Source organism: Micromonospora sp. NPDC047557 (assembly GCF_043205095.1).
Lineage (GTDB): Bacteria > Actinomycetota > Actinomycetes > Mycobacteriales > Micromonosporaceae > Micromonospora.
The window spans coordinates 794,274-820,993 of sequence record NZ_JBIDDK010000001.1 but is presented as its reverse complement, the minus strand read 5'-3'; the positions used below and the strand labels follow the sequence as shown (position 1 = coordinate 820,993).

The following is a 26,720-nucleotide window of genomic DNA, read 5'->3' as shown; positions in this document are numbered from 1 at the left end:
AATGTCCTCAGTGGATGCGGTGGGCGGAGATGGTGAGTCGCCAGCTGACCTCACCGGCGGGCGGGACGACCGCCGCGTCGGCCGGGCCGGCGTCGGCCAGGTCGAAGGCGCTGCCGAGCATCGGCTCGACACCGATGCTGCGGTAGGGGCCGTCGACCGGCCAGCCGCCCAGGTTGCGCCAGAGCGCGGTGCTGCGGGGCTGGCCATCGCACTCCAGATCCAGGGTCAGCCGGTCGTCGCCGTCGCTCACCTGGACGCGGGGGCAGTCGAGCAGCACCGCGCCGAGGGCGGTGCCGTCGTCGGGGCCGAGTGTGTCCAGCGTCAGCCCGGCCGGGGCGGGCCACGGCCCGGTGAGCCACGGGTCGCCGTCGGGCCAGGTGCCCGGCGCAAGCAGCGCGGCGGCCTCCGGGTGCAGGCGGGTCGGGGTGCCGGCGGGCGCGTCGAGGCGGGCGGCGGGGGAGAGGTCGAGCAGGGCGTGCGCGGCCCAGACGAACCGGTGACCGGGTTCGGCGGTCAGGCGGTAGTCGGCCACCACCACGCCACCGTCGTCGGTGATCCGCCGGCTCAGCGTGAACGTCGGCCGCTGGATCACCACCGCGCCGGGGCCGGCGCTTCGCCAGGGCCGCGACCACACCTCGCCGTGGTCGGGCTCGCCGCGCACGGTGGGCAGGCACTCCTCCAGGCCGCCAGCGTCGACGAACGCGTCGTCGGGGCGTACGTCGTGCCGGCCGGACGCCGGGCCCCGCCACAGCCATTCCCGGCCGCCGCCGTTGAGGCTGGTCCACCGGCCGCCGTGCGCCGCGTCGTACGTCACGCGCAGCGGGACCTGCGTCGCGCCGGTCACCATTCGGCGAACGACCCGTCGGCGTGCTGCCAGACCGGATTGCGCCAGGTGTGCGGGGTCTGCGCGGCCTTGCGGACCGCCGCCTCGTCCACGGTGATGCCCAGGCCGGGCCGGTCGAGGCGGGCGATGTGCCCGTCGACGAACCGGAACGGCTCCCGGTCGACCAGGTAGTCCAGCAGTTCGGAACCCACGTTGTAGTGGATGCCGATGCTCTGCTCCTGAATCAGGAAGTTCGGCGTCGCGAAGGCCACCTGGAGGCTGGCCGCCAGGGAGATCGGGCCGAGCGGACAGTGCGGGGCGAGCAGCGCGCCGTACGTCTCGGCCAGCGCGGCGATCCGGCGGACCTCGGAGATCCCACCGGCGTGCGACAGGTCCGGCTGGACCACGGCGACCCCGGCCTGCAACGGGGTGAGGAACTCGGAGCGGCCGTAGAGGCGTTCGCCGGTGGCCACCGGGATCGGCGTGCCGGCCACGATGTCGCGCAGGTGGTGGGCCTGGTCGGGCAGGACCGGCTCCTCCACGAACATCGGGCGCAGGGGGGCCAACTCGGGCAGGATGCGACGTACGGCGGCCAGCCCGGCGCGGCCGTGGAAGTCGAGCGCGATGTCCCGGTCCGGGCCGAGCACCTCCCGGGCGGCGGCGACCCGATTGATGATCGCGTCGACCTCGGCGGAGGTGGGGATGGCCGAGAGTCGCCCGCAGGCGTTCATCTTGACCCCGGTGAGGCCGGCGGCGACCTGCGCGGCGGCGGCGTCGGCCACCTCGTCGGGCTCGTCCCCGCCGATCCAGGAGTAGATCCGCACCTTCTCGCGAATGGGTCCGCCGAGCAGGGCGTGCACCGGAGCCCCGTACGCCTGCCCGGCGATGTCCCAGAGTGCCTGGTCGAGGCCGGCGACCGCGCTGGAGAGGATCGGGCCGCCCCGGTAGAAGCCACCCTTGGTGAGCACCTGCCAGTGCTGCTCGATGCGCAGGGGATCCTCGCCGATCAGGTATTCGGAGAGCACCTCGACGGCGCTGCGCACCACCTCGGCGCGGCCCTCGACGACGGGTTCGCCCCACCCGACGAGCCCCTCGTCGGTCTCGACCCGGCAGAACAACCACCGTGGCGCGACCAGGAACGTCTCGATCCGCTCGATCTTCACTGACTGCCCCTTCGTCCCCGTGCCTTCTCGACGTCGCGGACGGCCTTGTCCAGCAACTCCCGCATGGCGGTCTCGGCCGCCGACTCGTCCCGCTCGCGCAGCGCGTCGACCACCGCGCGGTGACTCGGCACCGGGTCGTCGTGCGCGGCGCCGCCGTGCACCAGGCGGTCCCGTTCGGCGAGACCCGTCTCCATCACGACCTCCATGCGTTCCAGCAGCTCGTTGTGGGTGGCGGCGAGCAGCGCGCGGTGGAAGGCGAGGTCGGCGGCGACGGCGGCGGCGGGGTCACCGTCGGCCTCGGCCATCTCGGTCAGCGCCCGGTCGAGGGCGGCCACATCGTCCTCGGTCGCGCGGCTGGCGGCCAGCCGGGCGGCGGCGGGCTCGATGATGGCGCGTACCTCGTGGAGCTGGTCGAGCAACCGCTGGTCGGCGCCCTCGGCGAACTGCCAGCGGATCACGTCGCCGTCGAGCAGGTTCCAGTCCGCGCGAGGCCGGACGAAGGTGCCGCGCTTCTGCCGGGCGTCCACGATGCCCTTGGCGGAGAGGACCTTCAGTGCCTCGCGCAGGGCCGTCAGGCTGACGTCGAACTCCTCCTGGAGCGCGACGATGTTCAGGGTCGCGCCGGCGGCGATCTCGCCGGTGAGGATGCGACGGGCGATCGCCTCGACGGTCTGCCCGTGGACACCGCGGCGTGCGTACTGTGCCAATGCTCTCCTGGCCTTCTCGCTGGTCGGTATCGATCTCTCAGGCCGAGGCTTTCACCGCGGTCCATCCACCGTCCACCACGAGGCTCGCGCCGGTGACGTAGGCGGCGTCCGCCGAGGCGAGGAAGGCGACCGTCGCGGCCACCTCGTCCGGGGTGCCGAACCGTTTCGCCACGGTCTCGGCGATGCTGCGCTGTCGGTCCTCTTCGGACACGTCGGCCCAGGCGGCGGTGAGGATGGGACCGGGCAGCACCGTGTTGACCCGCACCTGCGGGCCGTACTCGACGGCGAGTTGGCGGCCGAGCGCGACCAGGCCGCCCTTGGCCGCGGCGTACGCGGGCCGACCGGGCAACCCGACCAGCGCGTGCACCGAGGAGATCAGCACCACCGCGCCCGCGCGTGCCCGCAGGTCGTCCAGGCAGGCGCGGACGCCGAGGAACGAGCCGGTGAGGCTGACACCGAGCTGGTGGTCCCAGGACTGCCGGCTGGTCTCGTGGGCCGGGGCGACCCGCACGGCGTACGCGGTGCTGACGAGGATGTCGACCGGGCCGAGGTCGGCCCGTACGGCGGTCACGGCGGCCGTCCAATCGGCCTCGTCACTGACATCGCCCACTACGGACAGTGCGCGGTCACCGCGGGCGGTCAGTTCCTCGGCCAGCGGGGTCGCGTCGGCGACGTCGAGCAGTGCAACCGCCGCGCCCTCGCTGGCGAGTCGCCGGGCGATGGCCGCGCCGATCCCACCCATCGCGCCGGTGACCAGCGCGTTCTTGCCCTCAAGCCGGCGCATAGGCTGATCCACCTGACCCTCGCCTTGATCTCGTCTAATCATTAATTACGAAGATATCTTGACAGCCGGGGACGGCCGATGCAACCTTCTGGTCACACACATTCACATGGCCGACACATCGCGTCGTGACGCTGCGTGTCGTAGAGGAAGGACACCACCGTGAGCGACTTCGACCCCGGTCGCCGGCGATTCCTTGGCCACCTCGGGCTCGCCGGCCTGGGTGCGCTCGGCGCGAGCTCGTTCCTCAGCGCGTGCGCCAGCTCCGCCAGCGGGCCGGCGGCGGGCAACGGCTCGGGCGCGGTCACCATCCAGTCCAACCTCTCCTCGCCGCAGGCCAAGGCGGCGATGGAGAAGCTGATCGCGAACTTCAACGCTCAGGGCAAGGGCACGGCGAGCCTCAACACCATCGCCTCGGAGACCTTCCGGACCCAGCTCCCGACGTACCTCACCTCGGCGAACCCGCCCGACCTCTACACCTGGTACGCGGGTTCGGTCGCCAACGACTACGCGAGCCGCAACCTGCTGCTGGACGTCTCCGACGTCTGGAAGTCACTGGGCGACTACCCGCAGTCGCTGCGCACCCTCTCCACCGACGCCAGCGGCAAGCAGATCTTCGTGCCGATGAACAACTACTGGTGGGGCTTCTTCTACCGCAAGTCCAACTTCGCCAAGTGGGGCGTGCAGGAGCCGAAGACCTGGACCGATTTCCTGGCCCTCTGCGAGACGTTGAAGAGCAAGGGCGTCCCCCCGATCGGCATCGGTCTCGGCGACACCCCATGGGTCGCTTCGGCCTGGTTCGACTACCTCAACATCCGCATCAACGGCGCGTCGTTCCACCGCGAGCTGCTCGCCGGCAAGCAGCGCTTCGACGACCCGAAGGTCAAGGCGGTCTTCACCCGCTGGCGGGAGGCCCTGCCCTACTTCGACCCCAAGGGCAAGGCGTACCCGTTCCAGGAGGCGACCACGGCCCTGCTGGCCGGCAAGACGGGGATGTTCCTGATCGGCACGTTCTTCGCCGATGCCGCCCCCAAGGACGCCCTCGGCGACCTGGACTTCTTCCGGTTCCCGATCATCGACCCGGCGGTGCCGCTGGCCGAGGAGGCGCCGACGGACGGCTTCTTCGCCAGCGCGAAGACCGCCAACCCGACCGGCACCAGGGCGCTGCTCACCTACCTGGCCTCGACCGAGGCGCAGGAGGCGTACGTCAAGGCCAGCTCCGGCATCGTCCTGCCGGCCAACCCGAAGGCCAAGGCGTCCGACTCGCCGCTGGTGGTCAAGGGCAAGGCGATGCTCGACGAGGCCAAGGAGCTGACCCAGTTCTTCAACCGCGACTCCAGCGACGCGCTCCAGCCGACCGCGGACACCGCGCTGACCAAGTTCATCGACAAGCCGGACCAGATCGACGCGATCCTGCGGGAGTGGCAGGCCGGCGCCGAGAAGGTCTTCAAGGGCTGACGTGACAGCAACGATCTCCACGACTTCGGTCACCTCCATCCGGCGGCGGCGACGGTCGGCCCGACTGTCGCCGCTGCTGGTGGCGTTCGTCCTGGTGCCGTTCCTGGTCGAGAGCATCTGGGTGTTCTGGCCGGCGCTGCAGGGCTTCTGGTTCTCGCTCACCCGCTGGGACGGGATGTCGCCGCCGGCCTTCGTGGGCACCGACAACTACGTCGAGCTGGCCGGTGACGCCACCTTCCGGGGCGCGCTGGTCAACACGGTGATCTGGCTGGTGCTCTTCGGCGGTCTCTCCGTGCTCGGCGGCTTCGGCATGGCGCTGGTCCTGCAGAAGGAGCGGCGCGGGGTCGGCTTCTACCGGGCCGCGCTGTTCACCCCGGTGGTGTTCTCGCTGGTGGTGACCGCGCTGGTCTGGCGGGTCTTCTACCAGCCCGACGGCATCGCCGACACGCTGCTGCGGGCCGTCGGGCTGGAGAGCCTGATCCGGCCCTGGCTCGCCGACCCGCAGACCGCGTTGTACGCGGTGATCCTGCCCGCCCTGTGGCGGCAGATCGGGTACGTCATGGTGCTGTTCCTGGCCGGGCTCAAGGCCATCGACCCGGCGCTGCACGAGGCCGCCCGGATGGACGGCGCCAACTCCTGGCAGCGACTGCGGCACGTGACAATCCCCCAGCTCAAGGGAGTCAACGCGGTGGTGCTCTCGGTCATCGTGATCGACTCGCTGCGCTCCTTCGACATCGTCTGGTCGCTCACCAAGGGCGGCCCGTACCACTCGTCGGAGCTGCTGAGCACCTACATGTACTCGACCGCGTTCCAGAGCCTGCGGCTGGGCTACGCCTCGGCGATCGCCGTCGTGATCTTCGTGCTCGCGCTGGCGGTCATCCTCGGCTACCTGGTCCGCGCGTTCCGGGAGGAAGCGTGATGAACAAGCTCCGCACCGGGGCCTTCCACACCGGCATGATCCTGCTGTCGCTGCTCTGGCTCGGGCCGGTGCTCTGGGTCGTGGTGATGTCCACCCGGTCGTTCGACGACATCGCCGCGCACGGGGTGGGCAGCCTGCCCCGGTCGTTCACCCTGGACACCTACCGACAGGCGTGGACCGACGGCGGCGAGCTGCGGGCGCTGATCAACAGCATGGTGGTCACCGTCCCGTCGGTGCTGTTGAGTCTCGGCCTCGCGGCGATGGCCGCGTTCGCGTTGAGTCGGTTCCGGATCCCCGGCCGGCGGACGATCCTGCTGTTGATGCTCGCCGGCAACCTGCTGCCACCGCAGATCCTGCTGATCCCGGTGGCCAAGTTCAGCGAGCTGACCGGCCTGTACGACACGCTCTGGGCGCTGATCGCGGTGCAGGTCGGCTTCGGGCTCGGCTTCTACACGTTCGTCCTGCACGGGTTCATGCGGGACCTGCCGGGCGAGATCCAGGAGGCGGCCACGATCGACGGCGCCGGCACCGCGCAGATCTTCACGAGGGTGATGCTGCCGCTGACCCGGCCCGCGCTGGCCGCCCTCGGCGCGCTCTCCTTCACCTGGATCTTCAACGACCTGCTCTGGGCGATCACCGTGCTGCGTACCGACGACAACATGCCGGTCACCCCGGCGCTGCTCGGCCTCCAGGGACAGTTCGTCTCGTCCTGGAACGTCATCGCCGCCGGTACGGTCATCGCAGCCGTTCCCACCGTCGCGGTGTTCCTGCGCTTCCAGCGGCACTTCGTCTCCGGCCTGGCGCTCGGAGCGGTCAAGTGACCGCGGCGACCGGACAGCGCTGGACGCTGCGCGGCGCGCACACCGAGTACACCGTCACCGTGCCCGCGCACGGTCGCTGGCTGGAACTGGTCGCGTGGGGGCCGCACGGCGTCTCCGACGGCCCGTCACCGGTCGCCTACGACGGCCCGGTGCCGTTCCTCACCGCCGGGGACGCCGCCCCCATCGAGTACGCCACCGACGCCGACCGCCCGTTCACGGGTGCCGACCTGGTGGTGGAGACCTCCACCGGGGCTCGCCGGGTGGGCTTGCGCCACACCGATGCGGTGGCCGACGCCGACCAGCGGGAGCTGGCCGTCGGGTTCGCCGACCCGCTTACCGGGCTGCGCGCCACCGTGCACTACCGGATGCCCACCGGCACCGACGTGGTGCAACGGTGGGTCGAGCTGCGCAACGACGGCACCGGCCCGCTGCGGGTGGTCCGCGCCGGATCGGGCGGGTTCTGCGTACCCACGCCGCACGGCGCGCTGCTCAGCCACCAGTGGGGGCAGTGGTCCCAGGAGTTCCAGCTCGCCCACGTCGAGCTGGGCCACGGCAGCTTCAGCATCGGCAGCTCCCAGGGCGTACCCGGGCACCTGCACGTGCCCTGGCTGGCCGTGCGGGACACCGCCGAGCCGGCCGGCCCGGCCTGGGGGATGGCGCTGGCCTGGACCGGTTCGTGGGAGATCAGCGCCGAGCGGGACACCGGCGGCCTGACCCGGGTACGCGCCGGCCGCCAGCTCGTCGACGGCCCGCTGGAGCTGGCCGCCGGCGAGTCGCTGACCCTGCCGATGGTCACCGGCGCGTACAGCCCGGACGGCCTGGACGGCCTGGCCCGCGTCTGGCACACCCACCAGCGGTTGCTCGCCGCCGACCGGCTCACCCCGCGCCCGGTGCTCTACAACTCGTGGGAGGCCACCTACTTCGCCGTCGAGGCGCAGAGCCAGTTGGCGCTCGCCCGGATCGCCGCCGAGCTGGGCGTGGAGACGTTCGTGGTGGACGACGGCTGGTTCGTCGGCCGCGACGACGACACGGCCGGCCTCGGCGACTGGACGCCCGACCCGGCGAAGTTCCCGGCCGGCTTCGACGCGTTCATCGCCGAGGTCCGCGCGCTCGGGCTGAATTTCGGGCTCTGGGTGGAGCCGGAATGCGTCAACCCGAAGTCGGCCCTGTACGCCGAGCACCCGGACTGGGTGTACTCCGTCGACGGTCGTCCGCTCACCCCGGTCCGCAACCAGTACCTGCTCGACCTGGGCCGGCCGGAGGTCGCCGAGTTCGTCCACTCCACCGTGGACGGTCTGCTGCGCCGGTACGACATCGACTACCTGAAGTGGGACTTCAACCGACCGCGTACCGAGCCGGGTCGGCCGGGCGGTGTCGCCCCGCTCGACCTCGACGGCGCGCACGTCGCCAACCTGCACTGGATCTACGAGCGGCTGCGCCGGGACCATCCCGGCGTGCTGATCGAGGCGTGCGCCGGCGGCGGCGGGCGGACCGACCTGGCGATGGCCGCCCGGGCCGACGTCTTCTGGCCCAGCGACAACACCGGCCCGCTGGACCGGCTGGCCATCCAGTACGGCTTCCTGCACGCCAACGCCCCGCACCTGCTCAGCTCCTGGGTCACCGACGCGCCCGGCCTGTTCGACAGCCGACCGCGAACGCTCGCGTTCCGGTTCGTCCTCGCCATGGCCGGGGTGCTCGGCATCGGCGCGGACATCCGGGCGTGGACCCCCGCCGAGCGGGTCGAGGCGGCCGGCTGGATCGCCCGCTACAAGGAGATCCGGGATGTCGTCACGCACGGCGAGGTGCACCTGATCGGCGGCCCGGACCAGGCCCGCTGCGCCGTGCAGTACACCGCGCCGGACCAGCATCGGGTGGTCGTGCTGGCCTGGCACACCGGCCGGCTCGACGGCGCCGGCCTGCTTCCGTCGCGCCCGGTGCGGCTGCCACTGCGCGGCCTCGACCCGGCGGCCCGCTACTCCGACGGCGAGCGGCACTACTCGGGCAGCCACCTCGGCACGGTCGGCCTGCCCGTGCACTGGAGCGCCACCCACGACGCCGACCTCATCGTGCTGACCCGCGGCTGAGCTCGGAGCACCACCACCCCCACCCCCGAGGGACAGGAGTACCTCCATGCGCCTGAACCGACCGCTGACCGCGGCCCTGGCCGCGCTCGGCCTGGGCCTGGCCAGCCCTCTGCCGGCCATGGCCGGCCCTTCCCAGGCCGGCCCTCCGCAAGCTGGTCACGGTCCTGGTCGTCCCGGCCACACGCTGGCCAGCGCCGGGGCCGAGGACCAGGGCGCGCCCACGTTCTTCGACAGTGGGCTCGCTCCGACGCCCTACCAGGGCTGGAACACCTACTTCGGCCTCGGTGGCGATCCCACCGAGGCCGAAGTCAGGTCGGTCACCGACCATATGGTCCACAGTGGCCTGCGCGACGCCGGGTACACGTACGTCTGGATCGACGGAAACTGGGCCGCGCCCACCCCGCGCGACGCAGCCGGCAAACTGGTCGCCGACCCGGCCCGCTTCCCGGGCGGGATGGCCGCGCTGGCCGCGTACATCCACAGCAAGGGCATGAAGGCCGGCATCTACACCGACGCCGGCCCGTACCTGCCGGGGCAGTGCGGCCTCGGCAGCAACGGCCACTACCAGGCCGACGTCGCCCAGTTCGCCGGCTGGGGCTTCGACGCCCTCAAGGCCGACTGGCTGTGCGGCCGGGCCGCCGGTCTCGACCCGGAGGCCACGTTCCGCGAGCTGGCCGACGCGGTACGCCAGTCGCCCCGGCCGATGCTGCTCAACATCTGCAACCCGGTCAGCTCGGACTGGGGTGGCGGCCCCTACACCCCGGAGCAGCTCTCCACCTGGAGCTACACGTACGCGCCGACGATCGCCGACTCGTGGCGGACGTACACCGATGTGGGGCTCACCGACCCGACTCCACAGTGGGCGTTCCCGTGGGTGCTGCGCAACATGGACGTCAACGCGTACCACCCGGCGGCCACCGGGCCGGGGCACTACAACGACCCCGACTACCTGCTGCCGATGCGCCCGCTGCCCGACGGCGGGTACGAGCTGAGCCTGGAGGAGTCCAAGACGCAGCTCGGGATGTGGGCCATCATGGCCGCGCCGCTGGTGATCGGCTCCGACCCGCGCGGCCTGCCGAAGGAGATGATCTCGGCGCTGACCAACCCGGAGATCGTCGCGGTGGACCAGGACCCGCTGGTCCGACAGGGCGTCAAGGTCGCCGACACCGGCACCGACGCGCAGGTGTGGAGCAAGGTGCTCACCGGGCCCGGCAAGCGGACTGTCGCGCTGCTCAACCGGCACGACACCGCTCAGCAGATCACGGTGACCTTCGCCGACGTCGCGCTCGGCAGCTCCGTCCGGGTTCGTGACCTGTGGGCCCGCGCCGACGTGGACGCCGCGCCGGGCACCGCCGGTGTCCAGCCGTTCACCGGCTCGTACACCGTCGAGGTTCCGGCGCACGGGGTGGCCATGCTGGGTCTGACCGGCACCGAGCAGGTCGCCGGCGCCAACCTCGGCGGCACCGCAAGCGCCAGCCCCGCGCTGGTGCGGGTGGACGACACGCACGCCACCGCCTTCGTCCGTGACGCGCAGGGCGCGCTGGCCGTCAACACCCGCTCCGGTACGACGTGGGGGACCGCGTGGGCCTCGCTCGGCGGCCCGGTCGGTGGCCGGATCCTCGGTCAGCCGGCCGCGTACGCCTCGGCGAACGGCCGGATCGACGTGTTCGTCCGTGGCACCGACAACGCCGCCTGGCGACGCAGTTACGTCGGCGGGACGTGGGGGCCGTGGCAGAGCCTCGGCGGCACGCTGACCGACGGCCCGACGGTGGCGTGGACCAGCCCGACGCAGTGGACGCTCGTCGTCCGTGGCGCCGACGGCAAGCTGTGGTCGCGTACCCCCACCAGTGGCTGGACGGGCGTCGGCGCTCCCGACGACCGGCCGGTCTACGGCCGGCCGAGCGCGGTCGTCGACGACGCGGGCGTGCTGCACGTGGCCGTCCGCAGCCGCACCGACGAGGTGTGGTGGCGCAGTCGGACCGGCACCACCTGGTCGGCCTGGACCAACCTCGGCGGCACCACCAGCGGCAGCCCGACGCTGCTCGCCACCGCCGGGCGGGTCTATCTGTTCGCGTTGGCCGCCGACAATCGGCTCTGGCAGCGCAACCTGACCGACGGGGCGTGGGGCGGCTGGTTCCGTCGCGGCGAGTTCGCCACCGACGCGTTCCGGGGCGCCCCGGGGGCCGCCGAGGGCGCCAACGGCAGCGCCTGGCTGGCCGTGCGCGGCGCGGACGACCGGGTGCACCAGATCGTCCTCTGATCCGACACAGGTGGCGGGCCGCGGATCGGCGGCCCGCCACCACCATCTGCGGCCGCGATTACAGTTCCGCCATGGACGACACCACTCGCGGCGTACGGATCAGACGCGGTGGCCCGGCGGACGCACCCGCCGTCCTGGCCATGCTCGACTCCGCGGTGATCTGGATGAACGCGCGGGGCAACACCGAGCAGTGGGGCACGACACCGTTCTCGGAGAAGCCCGGCGGGGTCGAGCTGGTCGATCGGTACCTGACCGAGAACCTTCCGTACATCGCGGAACTGGACGGAACGCCGGCCGGTGTCCTGGTGTTGGACTCCGGGCCTCATCCGCAGACACCGATCACGCCCGCACCGGAGCCCGAGCGGTACGTCCGTCTCCTGGTCTCCGACCGGCGGTTCGCCGGGCGGCACCTCGGGGCGGCCCTGCTGGCACACGCCGTGCAGGAAACCCGGCGCGCCGGCGTGCGGCTGCTACGGGTCGACTGCTGGGCGGGCGGCGGCGGCGAGTTGGTGGCCTTCTACGAGCGCCACGGGTTCACCCGCACCGAAACCTTCCGCTCGGGAGACTGGCCGGGGCAGGTGCTGGCACAGCGGGTCGACTGACCCGGGGGTCAGTTGCGGCGGATCAGGCCCGGCCCGGCGGTGATGTCGATGTCGCCGCTCTCGATGTCGTGCCCGGCTGCGCAGCGGAGCACCGCACGGACCGGCTCGCCGCAGTCGTGGTGGGTGGCGAGGATGCCAGGGCCGGCTTCGTCGGCGCTCCAGGTGTCGCCCCAGTTGCGCAGCGCGGTGATGACCGGCAGCAGTTCGCGACCCTTGCGGGTGAGTTGGTACTCGTGGCGGGTGCGCTGTCCCGGCTCCCGGTAGGGGATCCGTTCGAGCAGCCCGGCGGCGACCATCTCCTTGAGTCGGGCCGCCATGGCGGGCTCGCCGATTCCGACCCGGCGGACGAAGTCGTCGAAACGGCGCGTGCCGAGCAGTGCCTCGCGCATGATCAGGATCGTCGAACGGCTGCCCACGATGTCCATCGCCCGTGCGACGGAGCAGTTCTCCATCGACCAGGATTCGCGGTTGTCCCGTAGGTCCTCCATGCCGCCCAGTCTACCTGGCTTGCGCCGAAGCTAGCCAGGTGATTCACTGGGGCACTGCTGGCTTCTGCAAATGCAAGCCAGCGGGACTCCAACCCGAGGACGCCTTGTGACCACCAGCAGCACGGCCCCGACCGGACCGGCCGTCTCCACCCGTACGACCGTTCGCGGCTCCCGGCCGGTGACCCTGATCGCCATGTGTCTGGGCGCGATGATCACCTTCCTGCAGATCACCGCGACGGTCTCCGCCCTGACCACCATCCAGGCCGACCTCCGGGTCGACCCGACCACCGTTATCTGGATCCCCAGCGCCTACACCCTGGTCGTGGCGAGCCTGGTGCTGTCCGCCGCCACGCTGGGCAACCGGTACGGGCGCAGGCGCATGTTCGGCGCCGGAGTCGTCGCGATGATCGCCGGCGGTGCCGTGGTGGCCAGCGCCCCGACCGTGGGCTGGGTGATCGCCGGTCAGCTGGTCGCGGGCCTCGGCGGTGCACTGATCCTGCCGAACAGCCTGGCGATCCTCGGTGCCACCTTCACCGACCCGCACCGCCGTACCGAGGTCATCACCGCCTGGTCGGCCGCCTCCGGAATCGGGCTGGCGATCGGCCCGCTCATCGCCGGTACGCTGCTGCGCCAGCACTCGTGGCACACCGTCTACCTGTCGGTGATCGCGTTGGGCGTGGTCACCCTCGTCGTCGCCGCGATCGGGGTGGCCGAATCACGGCCCAGCGCCGGACGACTTGACCTGCCCGGTCTGCTGCTCGGCACCGTCGCCATCGCCGCCGCCGTCTACGCCATGATCCAGGGCGGACGCGACGGCTACGCCAGCGGCGTCGTGGGGGCCGCGTGGATCGTCTCGGCCGTCGCGCTTGTCGCGTTCGTACTGGTCGAGCTGCGGACCAGCGCACCGATGCTGGACGTACGGCTGTTCCGCTCGACGTCGTTCAGCGCCGTCATGGCCGTCGCGGCGGTGTCGCTGTTCGGCTTCACCGGCGTGGCGATCCTGCTCGTCCTCTTCCACGAGCGTGCCCAGTCGCTCAGCCCGCTGGACACCGGCTGGCGGATGCTGGTGCTCTTCGGCACGTACGTCCTGGTGGCCTTCGGTGCCGGGCGGACCATCCGGCGCACCGGGTTCAAGGCGCCACTCACCATCGGTCTGGTGCTCGGCGCGGTGGCCAGCTTCGGGCTGGCGGCGCAGGGGCCGACCACGCCGTTCGAGCACCGCTGGGCGTTGTTCGCGTTGTTCGGCGCCGCCAGCGGGCTGGTGGTGGCCCCGGCGACGGCGGCGGCGCTGGCCAGCGTGGCGCCCGCCCAGGCCGGCATGGCCTCCGGCGCGGTCAACGCCTCCCGTCAGGTCGGCTCGGTGCTGGGCTCGTCCCTGCTGGGCACGCTGCTCACCACCACGATGGTGGCCGACCTGCCCGACCGCCTTGCCGCCCACCAGGTCGGCGAACCCACCCGCAGCGCCGTCCAGGCGGCGGTGGCCTCCGGCGCGACCGGCGACCAGCCGCTGCCCGATCCGGTCCGGTCGGCGCTCGCCGAGGCCATGACCTCCGGAGTGCAGGCCGGTCTGCGGATCACCGGCATCGTCTTCCTGGTCACCGCCGTACTCGCGCTCACGCTCATCCGCAACCGCCCCCACCAGCACTGAGGCCGGAGCGCCGACTGCGCCGATCACCACTGACATCAGCCGATCGCGGTCAACCCGTGGTCACGGCCGCGGTGACCTCGACCTCCAGCACCGCGCCGTCGAGAAAGAGCCGGCTCACCTCGACCGTGGTGCTGGCGGGCCTGGTCTGCCCGAAGTGGCGGTTGCGGACGTCGGCATAGCCGGCCAGGTCGCCGAGGTCGGTCAGGAACGTCCGGACGTGCAGCACGTCGGCGAAGGTGGCGCCGTGCGCCGCGAGCAGCGCTCCGATCAACTCGAAGATCCGTTCTGACTGCGTTCGCACGTCGCCGGGTGCGACCACAGCGCCGGCGTCGTCCACACCAACCTGACCGGAGAGCATCAGCAACGCGCCCCCTGGCAGGTCGAGGCGGGCGACGTGCGCGAACCGGTCGCCGAACGGCGCGGCCACGGTCGTCGGATTGTCCAGGGTCAGGTTCACTTCTGCTCCTCGGGTGCGGCGCTGTCAGTGAGACGGGCGATGTCGCCCTCCGGATCGGGCGCGGCCGCCAACGCCGACGCGGCGGCGCGCAGCAGGGGCGCCGGCGCGTCGCCGAGCACGTCGAGGGCGAGCCGGGCGTCCTTGGCGGCCAGGGCGGCGGCGAACGCGGCGTCCGTGGCGGTCGCCCGGGCGACCGCGCCGCCAAGTGGCCCGGTCCCAAGTGCATCGATCGCGGTACGTCGGTCGACGCCGACGGCATCCGCGACGGCGAGGGCGTCCGCGACCGCGGTGACCGCGGTGATCAGCGCGGTGTTGAGCACCAGCTTCAACGCGGCGCCCCGACCGGAGTCGCCGCAGCGGCGGACCGTACCCAACGTCTCCAGCAGCGGGGCGACCCGGTCGACGACCGTCTTCTCCCCGCCGGCCAACACAACGAGCTGGCCCGTCTCGGCAGCGCCGGCACTGCCGGCGACCGGGGCGTCGACCAGTGGTACTCCCGCCGGCAGCAGCGTGGCCAGTTCGGCCACGGCCCGGGGACCGATGGTGGACATCTCGATCACGGGGGTGCCCGGCCGCAGCGCCAGTGCCGCACCCGAGTCGACCAGCGTGTGCCGGACGGCGACCGCGTCGGTGAGCATGGTGATCACCACGTCGGCGTCGCGGACCGCCTCGGCTGGGCTGCCGGCGACTCGCGCTCCGGCGTCGACGAGCGGCACCGTGCGATTGGACGTGCGATTCCAGACGGTGAGTCGATGCCCGGTGGCCAGCAGTCGACGGCCGATCGCGGTGCCCATCGTGCCCGTACCCAACAGTGCGATCTCGAACATGTCGGCAAGGCTAGGGGACGGGAAGCCATGCCACCAACGACCGTTATGCATCGCTGCCATGCTGCGGGAGCATGTCACGATGCAGCTGAACGCGCTCCAGGTCTTTCGTGCCGTCGCCGAGCACGGCTCCATCACGGCTGCGGCCCGCAGCCTGCGCTACACCCAGTCGGCGGTGTCCCGACAGATCGCCGCGCTGGAAGCCGAGACCGGGTCGCCGTTGCTGGACCGGCTGCCGCGCGGTGTCGCCCTGACCGAGCAGGGCCGTTGCCTGCTCGGCCACGCCGAGGCGGTGCTCGACCGGCTGGACGCCGCCCGGCGGGACCTGGCGGCGCTGCGCGACCTGTCCGCCGGGCGGTTGCGGGTCGGCGCGTTCCCCACGGCGGTCGCCGCGCTTGTGCCACGTGCTCTGGCCAGCTTCAAGTCCGACCATCCCGAGGTGGCCCTGTCGCTTGTCGAAGGGCTCACGCCGAAGCTGCTGGAGCGCCTGGTCGACGGTGAAGCCGACGTCGCCGTGGTGAGCGCCGCGTCGGACCAGCCGCTCGACCGCGACCAGTTCGACCTGCACCACCTCGTCGACGAGACGCTTCTGGTGGCCGTACCGCGGGCGCATCGGCTCGCCCACCGGCGGACCATCCGCCTGCGCGACCTGGCCGACGAGTCGTTCATCGCCGGCTCGGCGACCGCCGAGGAGACTCTGCTGCGAGCGACCCTGCCGGCGGGTTTTCGCCCGCGGATCGACATTGTCGCGGCCGAGTGGACCGGCAAGCTGGGCTGTGTCGCGGCCGGTCTCGGCGTCGCGCTGGTGCCGGCCCTGGCCGTACGCGCCGCTCCGTCCGACCTGACCCTGCTCCGCCTGCACCCCGACGACGCATCCGTGCGGCGGATCTTCGCCGCGACAGTCGCTGGGCGGAGCCGACCACCGGCGGTGCGGCGGTTCCTCACTCATCTGGACCGGGCGGCGGGGGCGGGCCTGAGCGAGGCGGGCGGGTGACGCGGACCGCCGCACGACGGTCCGCGTCCGGCGTCACCCGCCGATGGTGTCGAGTTCCGCGATCGCGTCGGCCGGCAGCTTCAGGTCGGCCGCGGCGAGGTTCTCCCGCAGGTGTGCCAGCGTCGACGTGCCCGGAATCAGCACGGTGGTGGGGGAGCGCTGCAGCAGCCAGGCCAGGGCGACCTGCTGTGGCGAGGCGCCCACCCGGGCGGCCACGTCGTTGAGGATGTCGGACTGCAACGGCGTGAACCCGCCGAGCGGGAAGAACGCCGCGAACGCGATGTTTTCCGCCGCGCACCGGTCCACCAGGGCGTCGTCCTGCCGGTTGGCGAGGTTGTAGAGGTTCTGCACCGTGACCACCGGGGCGATGGCCTGGGCCTCGGTGAGTTGGTCGAGCGTGACGTTGCTGAGCCCGAGGTGTCGGATCAGCCCCTCCTGCCGCAACTCGGCGAGGGCGCCGAACTGCTCGGACAGGGGATCGTCGCCGGTGCCCTCCGCCACGCCGACCCGCAGGTTGACCACGTCGAGGACGTCCAGACCGAGGTGTTGGAGGTTGTCCCGGACCTGGGCCTTCAGTTCGTCCGGCTCCAGCGCCGGGATCCAGGAGCGGTCGGTGCCGCGTCGCGCGCCGACCTTGGTGACCAGGTGCAGATCCTCGGGGTACGGGTGCAGCGCCTCGCGGATCAGCTCGTTCACCACCACCGGGCCGTAGAAGTCGCTGGTGTCGATGTGCCGGACGCCCCGGTCGACGGCCTCGCGCAGCACGGCGATGGCCTGCGCCCGGTCGCGCGGCGGGCCGTAGACACCGGGGCCGGCCAGTTGCATCGCCCCGTAGCCCATCCGGCTCAGGGTGAGGCCGTCGGCGGGGGTCAGGGAGCCGCCGGGAAGGTTGTCGCTCATGTCGTTCCTCTATCCGTTGTCGTCGTGGATATGCGGCGGTCCGGAGATCGACCTTCGACGACTGTCCGTCGGCGTCCGTCCGGGCGGCAGGGCGAGGTGTTCCTGGTAGTGACACAGCCAGTCACCGGGTCGTGGGGCGATCTACCGTCGACGGCATGGACGCCACCAACCAGCTCGGCGACTTTCTGCGCGCCTGTCGGAACGGGTCCGGCCCGAGGACGTCGGTCTCGGCCCGGGCGTCGGCCTGCGCCGGGTGCCTGGCCTGCGCCGCGAGGAGGTGGCGATGTTGGCGGGCATCAGCGCCGACTACTACCTGCGGTTGGAGCAGGGGCGTGAGCGGCATCCCTCGGTGCAGGTCCTCGACGCGCTCGCCGGTGTGCTGCGGCTGGACCCGGAGGCCACCGCGTACATGATCGGGTTGACCCGGCCGCGGTCCCGCCGGGCGGTCCGGCCGGCCGTCGAGCGGGTGCCGGCCAGTGTCCTGCACCTGGTGCGAGAGCTCCCGATGCCGGCGTTCGTGCAGAACCGCTATCTCGACATCCTGGCGTCGAACCGGATGGCGAGGGCGCTGTCGCCGGATCTCGCTCCGGGCGCCAACCGGCTCCGCGCGGTGTTCCTGGACGCGGCGGAGCGGGAGTTGTTCCGGGACTGGCGGCAGGCGATGCAAGCGTGGTGGGGCAGCTGCGTGCCGACTCGGCCGCGGACGCCGACAACCCGCGACTGACGGCGCTGGTGGGGGAGTTGTCGCTCAAGAGCGACTGTTTCCGCCAGTTGTGGGCCCGGCACGAGGTGCGGCGGCGGCAGGGTGTGGTGAGCCGGCTGCACCACCCCGAGGTGGGCGATCTCGACCTGTACTGCGACAAGCTCGCGGTAGCCGGCGCCGAGGGGCAGCTCCTGGTGATCTACCACGCCGAGCCCGGTACGGAGTCGGCACGTTCGTTGGCGCTGCTCGGCTCGATCGCGGCCAGCACGCCGGACGCCAGCCGGACAGTCGCCGGGCCGGCGATCCGGCCCGCCTGTATCCCCTGGAGTGAGCCGAATGGCCGGTCAGCGCGGGTGCCGGTCGGCCGACCCCTCGGTCCGGATGTGCTCGTAGCGCCTGCGCATGGCGTCGCTGGCGGCCGGGCCGGCGGCGAAGACGAAGTCGCTGTCGTCGAGCGGGCGCCCGGTGCTGCGGTCGACGATGACCGGGTCGGCCTCCACGCCGGTGTTCCGGTCGATGAGGATCATGCTGCGCTCGCTGGGGTCGAGGCGGGAGTTTCCCCAGGCGGCGAGGGCGACGACGACGGGACGCAGGCTGCGGCCAAGGTCGGTGAGGACGTACTCGTAGCGGTCCGGCCGGGTCTGGTAGCGGCGTCGTTCGAGGAGACCCTGACCGGTCAGGGTCTTGAGGCGGCTGGTCAGGATGCTGGTGGAGACCCCCAGGTTGGCTTGGAACTGGTCGAACCGGGTGTAACCGTCGAAAGCATCATGCAAGATCAGGAGCGTCCACCATTCGCCGACGTGGCCGAGGGCGCTGGACAGCGGGCACTCGCGGTCCTCCAAGCGGATCTTCCCTGCCACTGGTGAGCCTTCCTACGAGTAGGTGCTAAGGTCGAAGTCAGTAGGTGCTGTTTTCGAAGTAACTATACGACGCCGGTCCGGCGTCCGCTTCAGGCTGTCGTGATGGAGGTGGGGAGATGTCCGAGCGGGACTCGTTGCGCGGTCGCCAAGCCCTGGTGACGGGTGGAACGAAGGGCGCCGGCGCGGCGATAGCCGCCCGGCTGCGCGAACTCGGCGCGGACGTCTGGGTCAGCGCGCGCAGCGCTCCCGAGGGGTACGAGTTTCCCGACCGCTTCGTCGCCGCCGACACGTCCAGCGTCGACGGTGCCGAGGTGGTTGCCGACCGTCTGCTCGCTGCGGGCGGCGCCGACATCGTCGTCCACGTGGTCGGTGGCTCACACGCCCCGGCCGGCGGCTTCGCGGCGCTCAACGAGGAGGCCTGGATGCAGGAGTTGAACCTCAACCTCCTCGGCGCGGTACGCCTCGACCGGCGTCTCGTCCCAGCCATGATCGAGAAGCGTTCCGGCGCGATCGTGCACGTCTCCTCGATCCAGCGCCGCAAGCCGTTGTACGAGGCCACCCTGGGGTACGCGGCGGCCAAGGCGGCGCTCACCGCGTACAGCAAGGGGTTGGCCAACGAGGTCGCACCCCACGGCGTACGGGTCAACAGCGTCGCGCCCGGCTTCATCCAGACCACGGCCGCCGACGCGCTGATCGACCGTCTCGCCAGCGGCGGTGGGGTCGACCGCGACGCCGCCCTCGCCCAGTTGATGGACTCCCTGGGTGGGATCCCGCTGGGTCGTCCGGCCCGCCCGGAGGAGGTCGCCGACCTGGTGGCCTTCCTGGTCTCCGACCGCGCCTCGGCGATCGTCGGCGCGGAGCACGTCATCGACGGCGGCACCATCCCGACCGTCTGATCCGATCCTCGGAAGGACAACGACAATGACCGAGGGCGAGGCCCCCGACATCATCCGCCGCTACTTCGAACTCGCCGGTCGGCCGGACTCGGAGGACTACTTCGCGCTGTTCGCCGACGACGCGGTCGTCGAGGACGAGTCGACCAGCTACCACGGCATCGAGGCCATTCGACGGTGGCGTCGCGAGGTGCCGCTGGTGTCGTACGAGATCACCGACGTCGAGGACACTCCGGCCGGCACGGTCGTCACCGCCACGATCACCGGTGACTTTCCGGGCAGTCCGTTCGCGGGCCTTCGGTACCGCTTCAGCGACTACGACGACAAGGCCATCCGGGCACTGCGCATCGCGCCCTGACGGTAGGGTTTGACATCGCTCTGTTTGTGAGTGCACACTTACAAACATGCGATCCACCGCTGAGGCCCGCCGGGCCACCGTTCTGAACGCCGCCGTGTCGGCCTTCGCGCGCACCGGCTTCCACGCCACCCCGGTCACCGCCGTGGCGGCCGCCGCCGGCATCTCCGAGGCGTACGTCTTCCGGCTCTTCGCCGGAAAGCTCGGGTTGTTCGTGGCGGCCGCCGGGGCGTGCTTCGAGCGGATCGTCATGGCGCTGGAGGTCGGGGCGGAGCGTGCCGGAGACGCCGGGCCGGAGGAGATTCTGGAGGCGATGGGCGACGCCTACGCTGAGCTGATCGCCGACCGTGATCTCCTGCTGTTCCAGGTGCAGGCGCAGGCCGTCACGGACGTCCCGGAGATCGCCGAGGCGGTGCGGGCCGGCTACCGGCGGGTCGCCACCTTCGTGGGGAGTCGGTCCGGCGCCAGCGACGCGCAGGTCCAGCAGTTCTTCGCGTACGGCCAGCTCTGCCACCTGATCGTGACCGCCGGCCTGGAGCAGGTGCCCGAGCCGTGGGCTCGTGCGCTGACCGCAGGCATCCGCCACCCCTGATCCCGACGTCCGTACCACCGGGCCGCTTCCGGGCGGCCCACTTTTTCCGGCAAGCATGTGTGTGAGTGCACACTTACAAACAGGAGGAGAACGTGATGACAACCGAGCGCATGATCACCGAAGTGGTACTGCCCGGCGTGGTGGAGCCGGACGGGCTCCAGGTCAACCGACGTGCCATGCCCCTTCCCGCCGCGGGGCAGGCGCTCGTCGAGGTCGAGGCCACCGGCATCTCGTACGCCGAGCAGAGCATGCGCCGTGACCTCTACCCCGGCCAGCCGGCCTTCCCGTTCGTACCCGGCTACGACCTGGTCGGCACCGTCCGGGCGGTGGGACCGGGCGGCGACGGCTCGCTGGTCGGCACCCGGGTCGCGGCGGTCACCAAGACCGGCGCCTGGACCACGCACGCGGTGGTGGGCGTCGACGACCTCACCCCGGTCCCGCCGGGCCTGGACCCGGCTGCGGCCGAGACCGTCGTCGTCAACGGGGTGACCGCCTGGCAGATGCTGCACGGCGCCCGCCTGCGGGCCGGGCAGACGATCCTCGTGCACGGCGCGAACGGCGGCGTCGGGACCGTGCTCGTCCAACTCGGACGCCACCTCGGGCTGCGGGTCATCGGCACCGCCGCCCCGCGACACCACGCGGCGCTGCGGGAACTCGGCGTCGAACCGCTGGACTACCGCGACCCCGACCTGGCCGCGCGGGTCCGCGCGCTGTCTCCCGGCGGCGTCGACGCCTTCTTCGACCCGGTCGCCGGCCCGGGCGTACGCACGTCGTACCGGCTGCTCGCCCCCGGCGGCAAGCTGGTCGTCTACGGCAACGCCTCCGCCCTGGGCTCCGCACGCTCGATCGTCTGGGTCTTCGTGAAGCTGCTGGCGCGCCTCTACACCTGGAACGCCCTGCCGAACGGTCACCGGGTCGGGTTCTACAACTTCTGGTCCGGCCGCCGCATCCGCGCCGCGGCGTTCCGGCGTCGGCTGCGTACCGACCTCGGCATCGTGCTCGACCTGCTGCGCCAGGGCGTGATCGTGCCCCAGATCGCCGCCCGTTACCCGCTCACCGAGGTCTCCGCCGCGCTGGTCTTCGCCGAGGCCCGCAGTCGCCCGGGCAAGGTCGTGCTGGAGCCCTGACCGGCCATCACGTCGACGGCGCGGGTGCCTCGGGCGGGTGGCCACGGGCGCGGAGGCCGTCCGCGACAGCGACTCCCGCCAGGACGAGGGTGGCGACGAGACCGGGCACCAGCGCGGGCGTACGCACCAGGGCGGGCCCCGCGACCACCAGCACGAGCAGCGCGACCGACCGGGACGGTGACACCCGGCTGAACACCTCGTACTCGAATCGGGCGCGACCGGCCAGGAACAGCGCGGGTCCGCCGAGGAGGACGCCGGCCAGCCAGGGTGTGGTGGACGCGGTGGGGTGGGCGATGACGATTTCGAAGCCGGCCGCCGTCGGCACCACTCCGGCCACCATCAGCAGATGGGTGTTGGGCGCCGACCGCACGAATCCGCCGGGGTCCCGGGAGGACTCGATGGCGGCCTGGAGCAGGGCCCCGGCGCGGTGGACGTAGATCTGCCACAGCAGCACGGTGGCGGCGAAGGCCACGACGAGCGCCACCGTACGGGTGGTCGTCACACCGCTGTCGGCGTAGGTCAGCGTGGTGACGAGGACGAGATCGCCGAGGGCGAGAGTGAAGAACTGCTGATAGCGCTCCGCCAGATGGTCGGCTGCCACGGCGTACTGGAGCATGGGCAGCCGGCCGAGTCGCGGCGTCGGGTATCGGAACCAGGCTGCCCCGTAGTCGACGGCGAGAGCGCCGGCCCACAGCAGGCCCCGCGCCGGGCCCGCCACGAGACCGCCGGCCAGCCAGGGCACGGCGGACACGACGAACCAGAAGATCAGCCGGTTGGCGGGTGCAGCGCGACCGTGCAGCGCGGCGACGAGAAAGACCCCACGTCCCACCTGGATGGCCACGTACGCGCCCGCGAAGAGCAGGCCGTGCTCGGCAAAGGCGCCGGGCAGTGAGCCGGCCAGCAGGATGGTCCCGAGCATGACCCAGAGCGTCGTGAGGAAGACCGGTGGTCGCCGCGCGTGGCAGAGCTCGGTTGCCAGCGCGGTGGCGGACCAGACCCACCAGACCGCCATCAGCACCAACGTGCTCTGCACGACCCCGATCCAGTCCAGACGCTGCGCCAGGGTGCGGGAGGTCAGGGCGAGCGCGGCGACGAAGACCAGATCGAGGAACAGTTCCAGCAGGGTCGCCCGCTGGGGCCCCTCGTCCCTGCGGGTCAGTCCCACCGCTCGGTCGGTAGTCATCAGGTGCCCGTCTGGTTGCTTCGGGACCTTGATGCTAGTGAGGCAGCAGCGTCTATTCCCGCGAAGCGGCAGGTCAGCCCCTATCGAGCGGCTGGATCAACGCGGTCTCGGCGGGGAGCGCTGCTACCGCCCTCGTTGTCCCAGACCGCGTACCGATCGGCGGTCGCCGCCGACGGGCCCGGACGCGGGGCGGTGGCCAGGATGTCCGGTGCTCGCCTGCGGTTGGCCGGATCCGCGGCGGCGGTCATCGCCCGCGCGGCTGCCTCCGGTTCGGTGGCGGGTGGCACCACGAGCAGGTCGACCTGGTCGTCCCTGCCCGTCGTGGCGACCAGCACGGCAGGGTCGAGGGTGTCGAACCAGCCGATGCGGACCACGTGCGGTCCGACGGTCAACCGATGGATCCGGCTGTCCCAGGCGCGGATGTTGAGCATGAGATGCCGGATCCGGCCATGCCGCTCGACCAGTGCGCCGACAAGCCCGGGAAGTTCGGCGGCCGCGTCCCACGACCGTGGCCACCAGGCGCCGTCGAGCACCGTCCGCCCCCGAACGGTGGCGAGGATGAGCCGAGGGGCGGTCGGGGTCGGGACGGAGATCGTGGCGGGCCTTCGCGCGGTGGCCGTCATGACTCAGCCGTCCTGGCGGGGCGCCGGCGGAACCGGGGCGACGCCGGTCCTCGACAGGGGGATCGAACCGGACGAGGGCCATCCGGGCGGGGGCGTCGAGGAACGGCGGCTGCGCATCCGTAGCTGGAGGATCCGGGCAGTGCCGGGAAGGGCGACGAGAAGGACGCCGATCACCGCCGCCAGCAGCAGCGCCACGCCGGTGGGCAGGGCCGCGTGCGTCCCGAAGAAGGACACCTCGGCCTGCTGCCCGTTCTGAAGTACGAAGATCAGGAGCAGCAGGAGCATGACCGCGAACACCACGGCGACGATCCAGAGATCCCCGATTCGCGATCGCTTCACCACCGGCGGCACAGGAGCCGGGCGAGAATCGGCGGGACCCTCGTGACCGTTGATGGTGGAGGGTTGGATGTGGCTGTTCGGGGGTGCGGTCATGACGATCCGCCGCCTTCCGATGGGTGCCCGGCGCGGCTGACTGCCAGCGTGGCGGGCTGAGGGCGGGCCGTCGACAAGCCGTCGCGGCCCGGCGAGCCGGTGCGGGGGAGGGGCCGGCCATCGGTGCCACGGGAAGTCGGCGACCGGGTCGAATGGGTGTGCGGCGGCGAGTACTCCGAGCGTACGCCGCCGCGGCAGGGACCGCCGCGGAGGCGACCTCCGCCGGGTGGCGCGGCCGGTGCGCGTGCAGCCGCACGGGCCGGGGCGTACGCTGGGCATGTCGTCCGGGGCCCCCGGTGGCCGCCGGATGTCGCCGCCACCAGCCCGTCAGGGCATTACCGATCGTCATCCCAACCGCTGCGGCGTGCTGATCGTCCTGGTCGTCCTCGACCATCGGCCCGACAGTCGGATTCACCGGTCACCGCACATTCGGTCCCCGATGACGGCAGCGGATGGCATCCCACCCGCGCTCGCACACCGCCGTCCAGGCACGATTCGGACGGCTCAACCAGGGGAGCACCAGATGAGGATCGCCAAGCACAGGATCGTCAGCGCGCTGCGCGATCGGGGTCAGCAGGCCCGGGCCGACTGGGTCGAGCGTGAGCTGCCGGAGCGGGTCGACCCGACCAAGCACTCCGGGCTGCTCGCCACCCTGAACCTCGACCCCGCCGACCTCGCCGACGCGCCAGCGGTGTGAGGGTTGCGCTGCTCGGGCCGATCGCCTGGCGCACACCCCCGCACCACTACGGTCCCTGGGAACAGGTGACCGGCCTGCTCGCCGAGGGACTGGCCGGCCGAGGCGTGGACGTGACGCTCTTCGCGACGCTGGACTCGGCCACCTCCGCCCGCCTCGACGGCATCGCCCCACGGGGATACGCGGACGACCCGGATCTGGACGGCCGGGTGTGGGAGGCGATGCACGTCTCCCACGCGTTCGCCCGATCGGCGGAGTTCGACCTGGTGCACAGCCACCTCGACTGGCTGCCGCTGGCGTTCGCGGAACACTGCCACGCCCCACTGCTCACCACCGTGCACGGCTTCTCCGGGGCGGGGATCCTGCCCGCCTACGCCCGAGCGGCATCGTCGTACGTGTCGATCTCGGACGCCGACCGGGCCCCGGAGCTCGACTACGTCGCCACGGTCCACCACGGCGTCGACCTCACCGGTCTGCCGTTCACCCGGTACGCCGGCCCCGGCCTGGCCGCGTTCGGTCGGATCCATCCCGACAAGGGCACCCACACCGCCATCGAGGTCGCCCGCCGCGCCGGCCGGACGCTGACCATCTGCGGCATCGTGCAGGACGAGCGGTACTTCGCCGAGCAGGTGGCCCCGCACATCGACGGCGACCGGGTCGTCTTCCTCGGCTCGGTCGGCCCCCGACGACGCGCGGAGGTGTTGGGCTCCAGCACCGCCCTGCTGCACCCGATCGCGTTCGACGAGCCGTTCGGCCTGTCGGTGGTGGAGTCGATGGTCTGCGGCACGCCGGTCATCGCGTACGCGCGGGGCTCCATGCCGGAGGTCGTCGACGAAGGGGTGACGGGTCGCCTCGTCCACACCGTCGAGCAGGCCGTCGACGCGGTGACCCAGGTCGCCGGCCTCGACCGGGCCGCCTGCCGGGAACGGGCCCGGCAACGCTTCGGCGCGGACCGGATGGTCACCGACTACCTCGCCGTCTACGAGCGCCTCATCCGCCGCGGCGCCGCACCGGTGGAGCGACCTGTCGTTCCCGACCGGGCGACACTTGTCTGATCCCACCCGTAGCTGATCACCCCCTCCCGAACACGTTCCGCCGGTCACACACGCTGACCGGCGTGCGCCGTCACCGCGTGAGGCTGCCCCCGTACCTCCGTGGCGGCCGACAACCGGAAGGCCCGACGTTCATGCCCAGCTACGGATTCCTCAGCACCCACCCGCCGACGCGGTGTGGACTGGCCACCTTCAACTCCGCCCTTGCCGCCGAGCTCACCGCGGACGGCACGCGCGGTGGCATCGTGCGGGTCACCGACCACGGCGACGACCAGCGGCCCGGGCCCGGCGTGGTGCACACCTGGTCGGCGCGGACCCCGGCCGGGTGGCGGGACGCCGCAGCCGTCCTGAACACCTTCGACGTGGCCATCGTCCAGCACGAGTACGGCATCTACCCGGGCACCGACGGCGAGGACGTCCTGCCGTTGCTGCGCCGGCTCACCGTGCCGAGCATCGTGGTCCTGCACACCGTGCTGCGCGAGCCCTCCGTCCGGCAGAAGTCCCTGCTGGAACAGATCGTCGCCACCGCCGGGGCGGTCGTCACGATGACCGACACCGCCCGCGACCGGCTGCTCATCGGCTACGACGTGCCGGTGGAGAAGGTGACAGTCATCCCTCACGGCGCCGCCGAACTCGCCAGCGTGCCCGTCGACAGGCGTACCCGTCCGCACCTGCTCACCTGGGGACTGATCGGCCCCGGCAAGGGCATCGAGTGGTCACTGCGCGCCCTCGCCCGGTTGCAGGACCTGGAACCGACCCCCACCTACACGGTCGCGGGCCGGACCCACCCGAAGGTGATCGAGCACCACGGCGAGACGTACCGGGCGGGGCTGCACCGGCTCGGCGCCCAACTGGGGATCGCCCACGCCGTGGACTACCAGGACGTCTACCACGACCAGCAGGCCCTCGGCCGCCTGATCCGCTCCGCCGACGTCGTCGTGCTGCCGTACGACTCCCGCGAACAGGTCACCTCCGGCGTGCTCATCGAGGCGGTGGCCGCCGGAGTGCCCGTTGTGGCCACGGCGTTCCCGCACGCCGTCGAGCTGCTCACCGGCGGGCCCGGTCTGGTCGTACCCCATCAGAACCCGGCGGCGCTGGCCCTCGCGGTCCGGCGGATCCTGACCGAGCCGGGCCTCGCGGCCCGGCTGGCCGGCCGAGTGCGGCCGCTGGCCGCGGATCTGCGCTGGCCGGCGGTGGCCTCCCGCTACGGCACCCTCGCCGAACGGCTCACCGACGTCCGCCCGCCCGCGGTGAGCGTGGCGTCGGTATGACCGCGA

General features: G+C 71.9%; 27 protein-coding genes and 1 pseudogene. 16 read left to right on the top strand and 12 right to left on the bottom strand.

The window, feature by feature from the left end:
• Positions 1–7 precede the first annotated feature (7 nt).
• From ACGGAQ_RS03770 to ACGGAQ_RS03755, 4 genes are read right to left on the bottom strand one after another with little or no spacing between them, the layout of a single operon-like run.
• The gene (locus ACGGAQ_RS03770) at positions 8–847 is read right to left on the bottom strand and encodes a hypothetical protein (RefSeq protein ID WP_393044306.1); all 840 of its coding nucleotides are present in this window, start codon (positions 845–847) and stop codon (positions 8–10) included.
• On the bottom strand, positions 841–1,986 hold the full coding sequence (gene dgoD / locus ACGGAQ_RS03765; RefSeq protein ID WP_393044304.1) for a galactonate dehydratase: 1,146 nt from the start codon (positions 1,984–1,986) through the stop codon (positions 841–843). The genes ACGGAQ_RS03770 and dgoD overlap by 7 nt, the downstream gene beginning before the upstream one ends.
• Positions 1,983–2,693, bottom strand: a complete 711-nt coding sequence (locus tag ACGGAQ_RS03760) for an FCD domain-containing protein (protein ID WP_357490871.1) — start codon at positions 2,691–2,693, stop codon at positions 1,983–1,985. Before ACGGAQ_RS03760 ends, dgoD begins: the two co-directional genes overlap by 4 nt.
• Positions 2,694–2,730: 37 nt before the next feature.
• Positions 2,731–3,477 (bottom strand): SDR family NAD(P)-dependent oxidoreductase, encoded by a 747-nt coding sequence (locus ACGGAQ_RS03755; protein ID WP_393044302.1) that lies wholly within the window; start codon positions 3,475–3,477, stop codon positions 2,731–2,733.
• A 159-nt stretch (positions 3,478–3,636) separates the two neighbouring features.
• Between ACGGAQ_RS03755 and ACGGAQ_RS03750 the strand changes: the two genes are divergently transcribed.
• The 6 genes from ACGGAQ_RS03750 to ACGGAQ_RS03725 all read left to right on the top strand — a co-directional run bounded on the left by ACGGAQ_RS03750 (position 3,637) and on the right by ACGGAQ_RS03725 (position 11,618).
• Positions 3,637–4,932, top strand: a complete 1,296-nt coding sequence (locus ACGGAQ_RS03750; RefSeq protein ID WP_393044300.1) for an ABC transporter substrate-binding protein — start codon at positions 3,637–3,639, stop codon at positions 4,930–4,932.
• A gap of 1 nt (position 4,933) precedes the next feature.
• Positions 4,934–5,851, top strand: a complete 918-nt coding sequence (locus ACGGAQ_RS03745) for a carbohydrate ABC transporter permease (RefSeq protein WP_393044298.1) — start codon at positions 4,934–4,936, stop codon at positions 5,849–5,851.
• A complete protein-coding gene (locus tag ACGGAQ_RS03740; RefSeq protein ID WP_393044296.1) occupies positions 5,851–6,672 on the top strand; it encodes a carbohydrate ABC transporter permease in 822 nt (273 codons plus the stop codon). Before ACGGAQ_RS03745 ends, ACGGAQ_RS03740 begins: the two co-directional genes overlap by 1 nt.
• Positions 6,669–8,756, top strand: a complete 2,088-nt coding sequence (locus ACGGAQ_RS03735) for an alpha-galactosidase (protein WP_393044294.1) — start codon at positions 6,669–6,671, stop codon at positions 8,754–8,756. Before ACGGAQ_RS03740 ends, ACGGAQ_RS03735 begins: the two co-directional genes overlap by 4 nt.
• A 46-nt stretch (positions 8,757–8,802) precedes the next feature.
• Positions 8,803–11,016: a glycoside hydrolase family 27 protein gene (locus tag ACGGAQ_RS03730; protein ID WP_393044292.1), complete on the top strand. Its 2,214-nt coding sequence runs from the start codon at positions 8,803–8,805 to the stop codon at positions 11,014–11,016.
• A 71-nt stretch (positions 11,017–11,087) separates the two neighbouring features.
• Positions 11,088–11,618: a GNAT family N-acetyltransferase gene (locus ACGGAQ_RS03725; protein WP_393044290.1), complete on the top strand. Its 531-nt coding sequence runs from the start codon at positions 11,088–11,090 to the stop codon at positions 11,616–11,618.
• Between the two features lie 8 nt (positions 11,619–11,626).
• Here the strand turns inward: ACGGAQ_RS03725 and ACGGAQ_RS03720 are convergent, their stop codons facing one another.
• The gene (locus ACGGAQ_RS03720) at positions 11,627–12,106 is read right to left on the bottom strand and encodes a winged helix-turn-helix transcriptional regulator (RefSeq protein WP_393044288.1); all 480 of its coding nucleotides are present in this window, start codon (positions 12,104–12,106) and stop codon (positions 11,627–11,629) included.
• A gap of 106 nt (positions 12,107–12,212) precedes the next feature.
• On the opposite strand from ACGGAQ_RS03720, the gene ACGGAQ_RS03715 reads away from it, so the two are divergent.
• Complete coding sequence (locus ACGGAQ_RS03715) at positions 12,213–13,754, top strand: MFS transporter (protein ID WP_393044286.1); 1,542 nt, start codon at positions 12,213–12,215, stop codon at positions 13,752–13,754.
• A 49-nt stretch (positions 13,755–13,803) separates the two neighbouring features.
• On the opposite strand, the gene ACGGAQ_RS03710 is transcribed toward ACGGAQ_RS03715, so the two are convergent.
• Together ACGGAQ_RS03710 and ACGGAQ_RS03705 are read right to left on the bottom strand one after the other, a co-directional pair.
• Positions 13,804–14,211 (bottom strand): RidA family protein, encoded by a 408-nt coding sequence (locus ACGGAQ_RS03710; RefSeq protein WP_354855585.1) that lies wholly within the window; start codon positions 14,209–14,211, stop codon positions 13,804–13,806.
• A complete protein-coding gene (locus ACGGAQ_RS03705; RefSeq protein ID WP_393045651.1) occupies positions 14,208–15,089 on the bottom strand; it encodes an NAD(P)-dependent oxidoreductase in 882 nt (293 codons plus the stop codon). The genes ACGGAQ_RS03710 and ACGGAQ_RS03705 overlap by 4 nt, the downstream gene beginning before the upstream one ends.
• A 28-nt stretch (positions 15,090–15,117) precedes the next feature.
• Here ACGGAQ_RS03705 and ACGGAQ_RS03700 point away from each other — a divergent pair, with 28 nt between their 5' ends.
• Complete coding sequence (locus tag ACGGAQ_RS03700) at positions 15,118–16,029, top strand: LysR family transcriptional regulator (RefSeq protein WP_393044284.1); 912 nt, start codon at positions 15,118–15,120, stop codon at positions 16,027–16,029.
• Positions 16,030–16,062: 33 nt separating this feature from the next.
• Here ACGGAQ_RS03700 and ACGGAQ_RS03695 read toward each other — a convergent pair whose 3' ends face one another.
• Positions 16,063–16,929 (bottom strand): oxidoreductase, encoded by an 867-nt coding sequence (locus ACGGAQ_RS03695; protein WP_393044282.1) that lies wholly within the window; start codon positions 16,927–16,929, stop codon positions 16,063–16,065.
• A 283-nt stretch (positions 16,930–17,212) separates the two neighbouring features.
• Here ACGGAQ_RS03695 and ACGGAQ_RS03690 point away from each other — a divergent pair.
• Positions 17,213–17,820 (top strand): annotated as a pseudogene (locus ACGGAQ_RS03690) (transcriptional regulator); the annotation flags it as partial.
• A gap of 156 nt (positions 17,821–17,976) precedes the next feature.
• Here ACGGAQ_RS03690 and ACGGAQ_RS03685 read toward each other — a convergent pair.
• A complete protein-coding gene (locus ACGGAQ_RS03685) occupies positions 17,977–18,492 on the bottom strand; it encodes a winged helix-turn-helix transcriptional regulator (protein WP_393045649.1) in 516 nt (171 codons plus the stop codon).
• Between the two features lie 116 nt (positions 18,493–18,608).
• Here ACGGAQ_RS03685 and ACGGAQ_RS03680 point away from each other — a divergent pair, with 116 nt between their 5' ends.
• The 4 genes from ACGGAQ_RS03680 (at position 18,609) to ACGGAQ_RS03665 (ending at position 21,459) form a co-directional block, all read left to right on the top strand.
• The gene (locus ACGGAQ_RS03680; RefSeq protein WP_393044280.1) at positions 18,609–19,388 is read left to right on the top strand and encodes an SDR family oxidoreductase; all 780 of its coding nucleotides are present in this window, start codon (positions 18,609–18,611) and stop codon (positions 19,386–19,388) included.
• 25 nt (positions 19,389–19,413) lie between these two features.
• Positions 19,414–19,743, top strand: coding sequence for a nuclear transport factor 2 family protein (locus ACGGAQ_RS03675; RefSeq protein WP_393044278.1), 330 nt, complete (start codon positions 19,414–19,416; stop codon positions 19,741–19,743).
• A 46-nt stretch (positions 19,744–19,789) separates the two neighbouring features.
• On the top strand, positions 19,790–20,332 hold the full coding sequence (locus ACGGAQ_RS03670; RefSeq protein WP_393044276.1) for a TetR/AcrR family transcriptional regulator: 543 nt from the start codon (positions 19,790–19,792) through the stop codon (positions 20,330–20,332).
• 95 nt (positions 20,333–20,427) lie between these two features.
• The gene (locus tag ACGGAQ_RS03665; protein ID WP_393044274.1) at positions 20,428–21,459 is read left to right on the top strand and encodes a medium chain dehydrogenase/reductase family protein; all 1,032 of its coding nucleotides are present in this window, start codon (positions 20,428–20,430) and stop codon (positions 21,457–21,459) included.
• A gap of 7 nt (positions 21,460–21,466) precedes the next feature.
• Here ACGGAQ_RS03665 and ACGGAQ_RS03660 read toward each other — a convergent pair whose 3' ends face one another.
• The 3 genes from ACGGAQ_RS03660 to ACGGAQ_RS03650 form a co-directional block, all read right to left on the bottom strand.
• On the bottom strand, positions 21,467–22,642 hold the full coding sequence (locus tag ACGGAQ_RS03660) for a low temperature requirement protein A (protein ID WP_393044272.1): 1,176 nt from the start codon (positions 22,640–22,642) through the stop codon (positions 21,467–21,469).
• An 80-nt stretch (positions 22,643–22,722) separates the two neighbouring features.
• Positions 22,723–23,265, bottom strand: coding sequence for a DUF5994 family protein (locus ACGGAQ_RS03655; protein WP_393044270.1), 543 nt, complete (start codon positions 23,263–23,265; stop codon positions 22,723–22,725).
• Between the two features lie 3 nt (positions 23,266–23,268).
• The gene (locus tag ACGGAQ_RS03650; protein WP_393044268.1) at positions 23,269–23,607 is read right to left on the bottom strand and encodes a lipopolysaccharide assembly LapA domain-containing protein; all 339 of its coding nucleotides are present in this window, start codon (positions 23,605–23,607) and stop codon (positions 23,269–23,271) included.
• Positions 23,608–24,220: 613 nt separating this feature from the next.
• Between ACGGAQ_RS03650 and ACGGAQ_RS03645 the strand changes: the two genes are divergently transcribed.
• The 3 genes from ACGGAQ_RS03645 to ACGGAQ_RS03635 all read left to right on the top strand — a co-directional run bounded on the left by ACGGAQ_RS03645 (position 24,221) and on the right by ACGGAQ_RS03635 (position 26,714).
• Positions 24,221–24,394 (top strand): hypothetical protein, encoded by a 174-nt coding sequence (locus ACGGAQ_RS03645; RefSeq protein ID WP_393044266.1) that lies wholly within the window; start codon positions 24,221–24,223, stop codon positions 24,392–24,394.
• The gene (locus ACGGAQ_RS03640) at positions 24,391–25,446 is read left to right on the top strand and encodes a glycosyltransferase family 4 protein (RefSeq protein WP_393044264.1); all 1,056 of its coding nucleotides are present in this window, start codon (positions 24,391–24,393) and stop codon (positions 25,444–25,446) included. Before ACGGAQ_RS03645 ends, ACGGAQ_RS03640 begins: the two co-directional genes overlap by 4 nt.
• Positions 25,447–25,577: 131 nt before the next feature.
• On the top strand, positions 25,578–26,714 hold the full coding sequence (locus ACGGAQ_RS03635) for a glycosyltransferase (protein WP_393044262.1): 1,137 nt from the start codon (positions 25,578–25,580) through the stop codon (positions 26,712–26,714).
• Positions 26,715–26,720 lie beyond the last annotated feature (6 nt).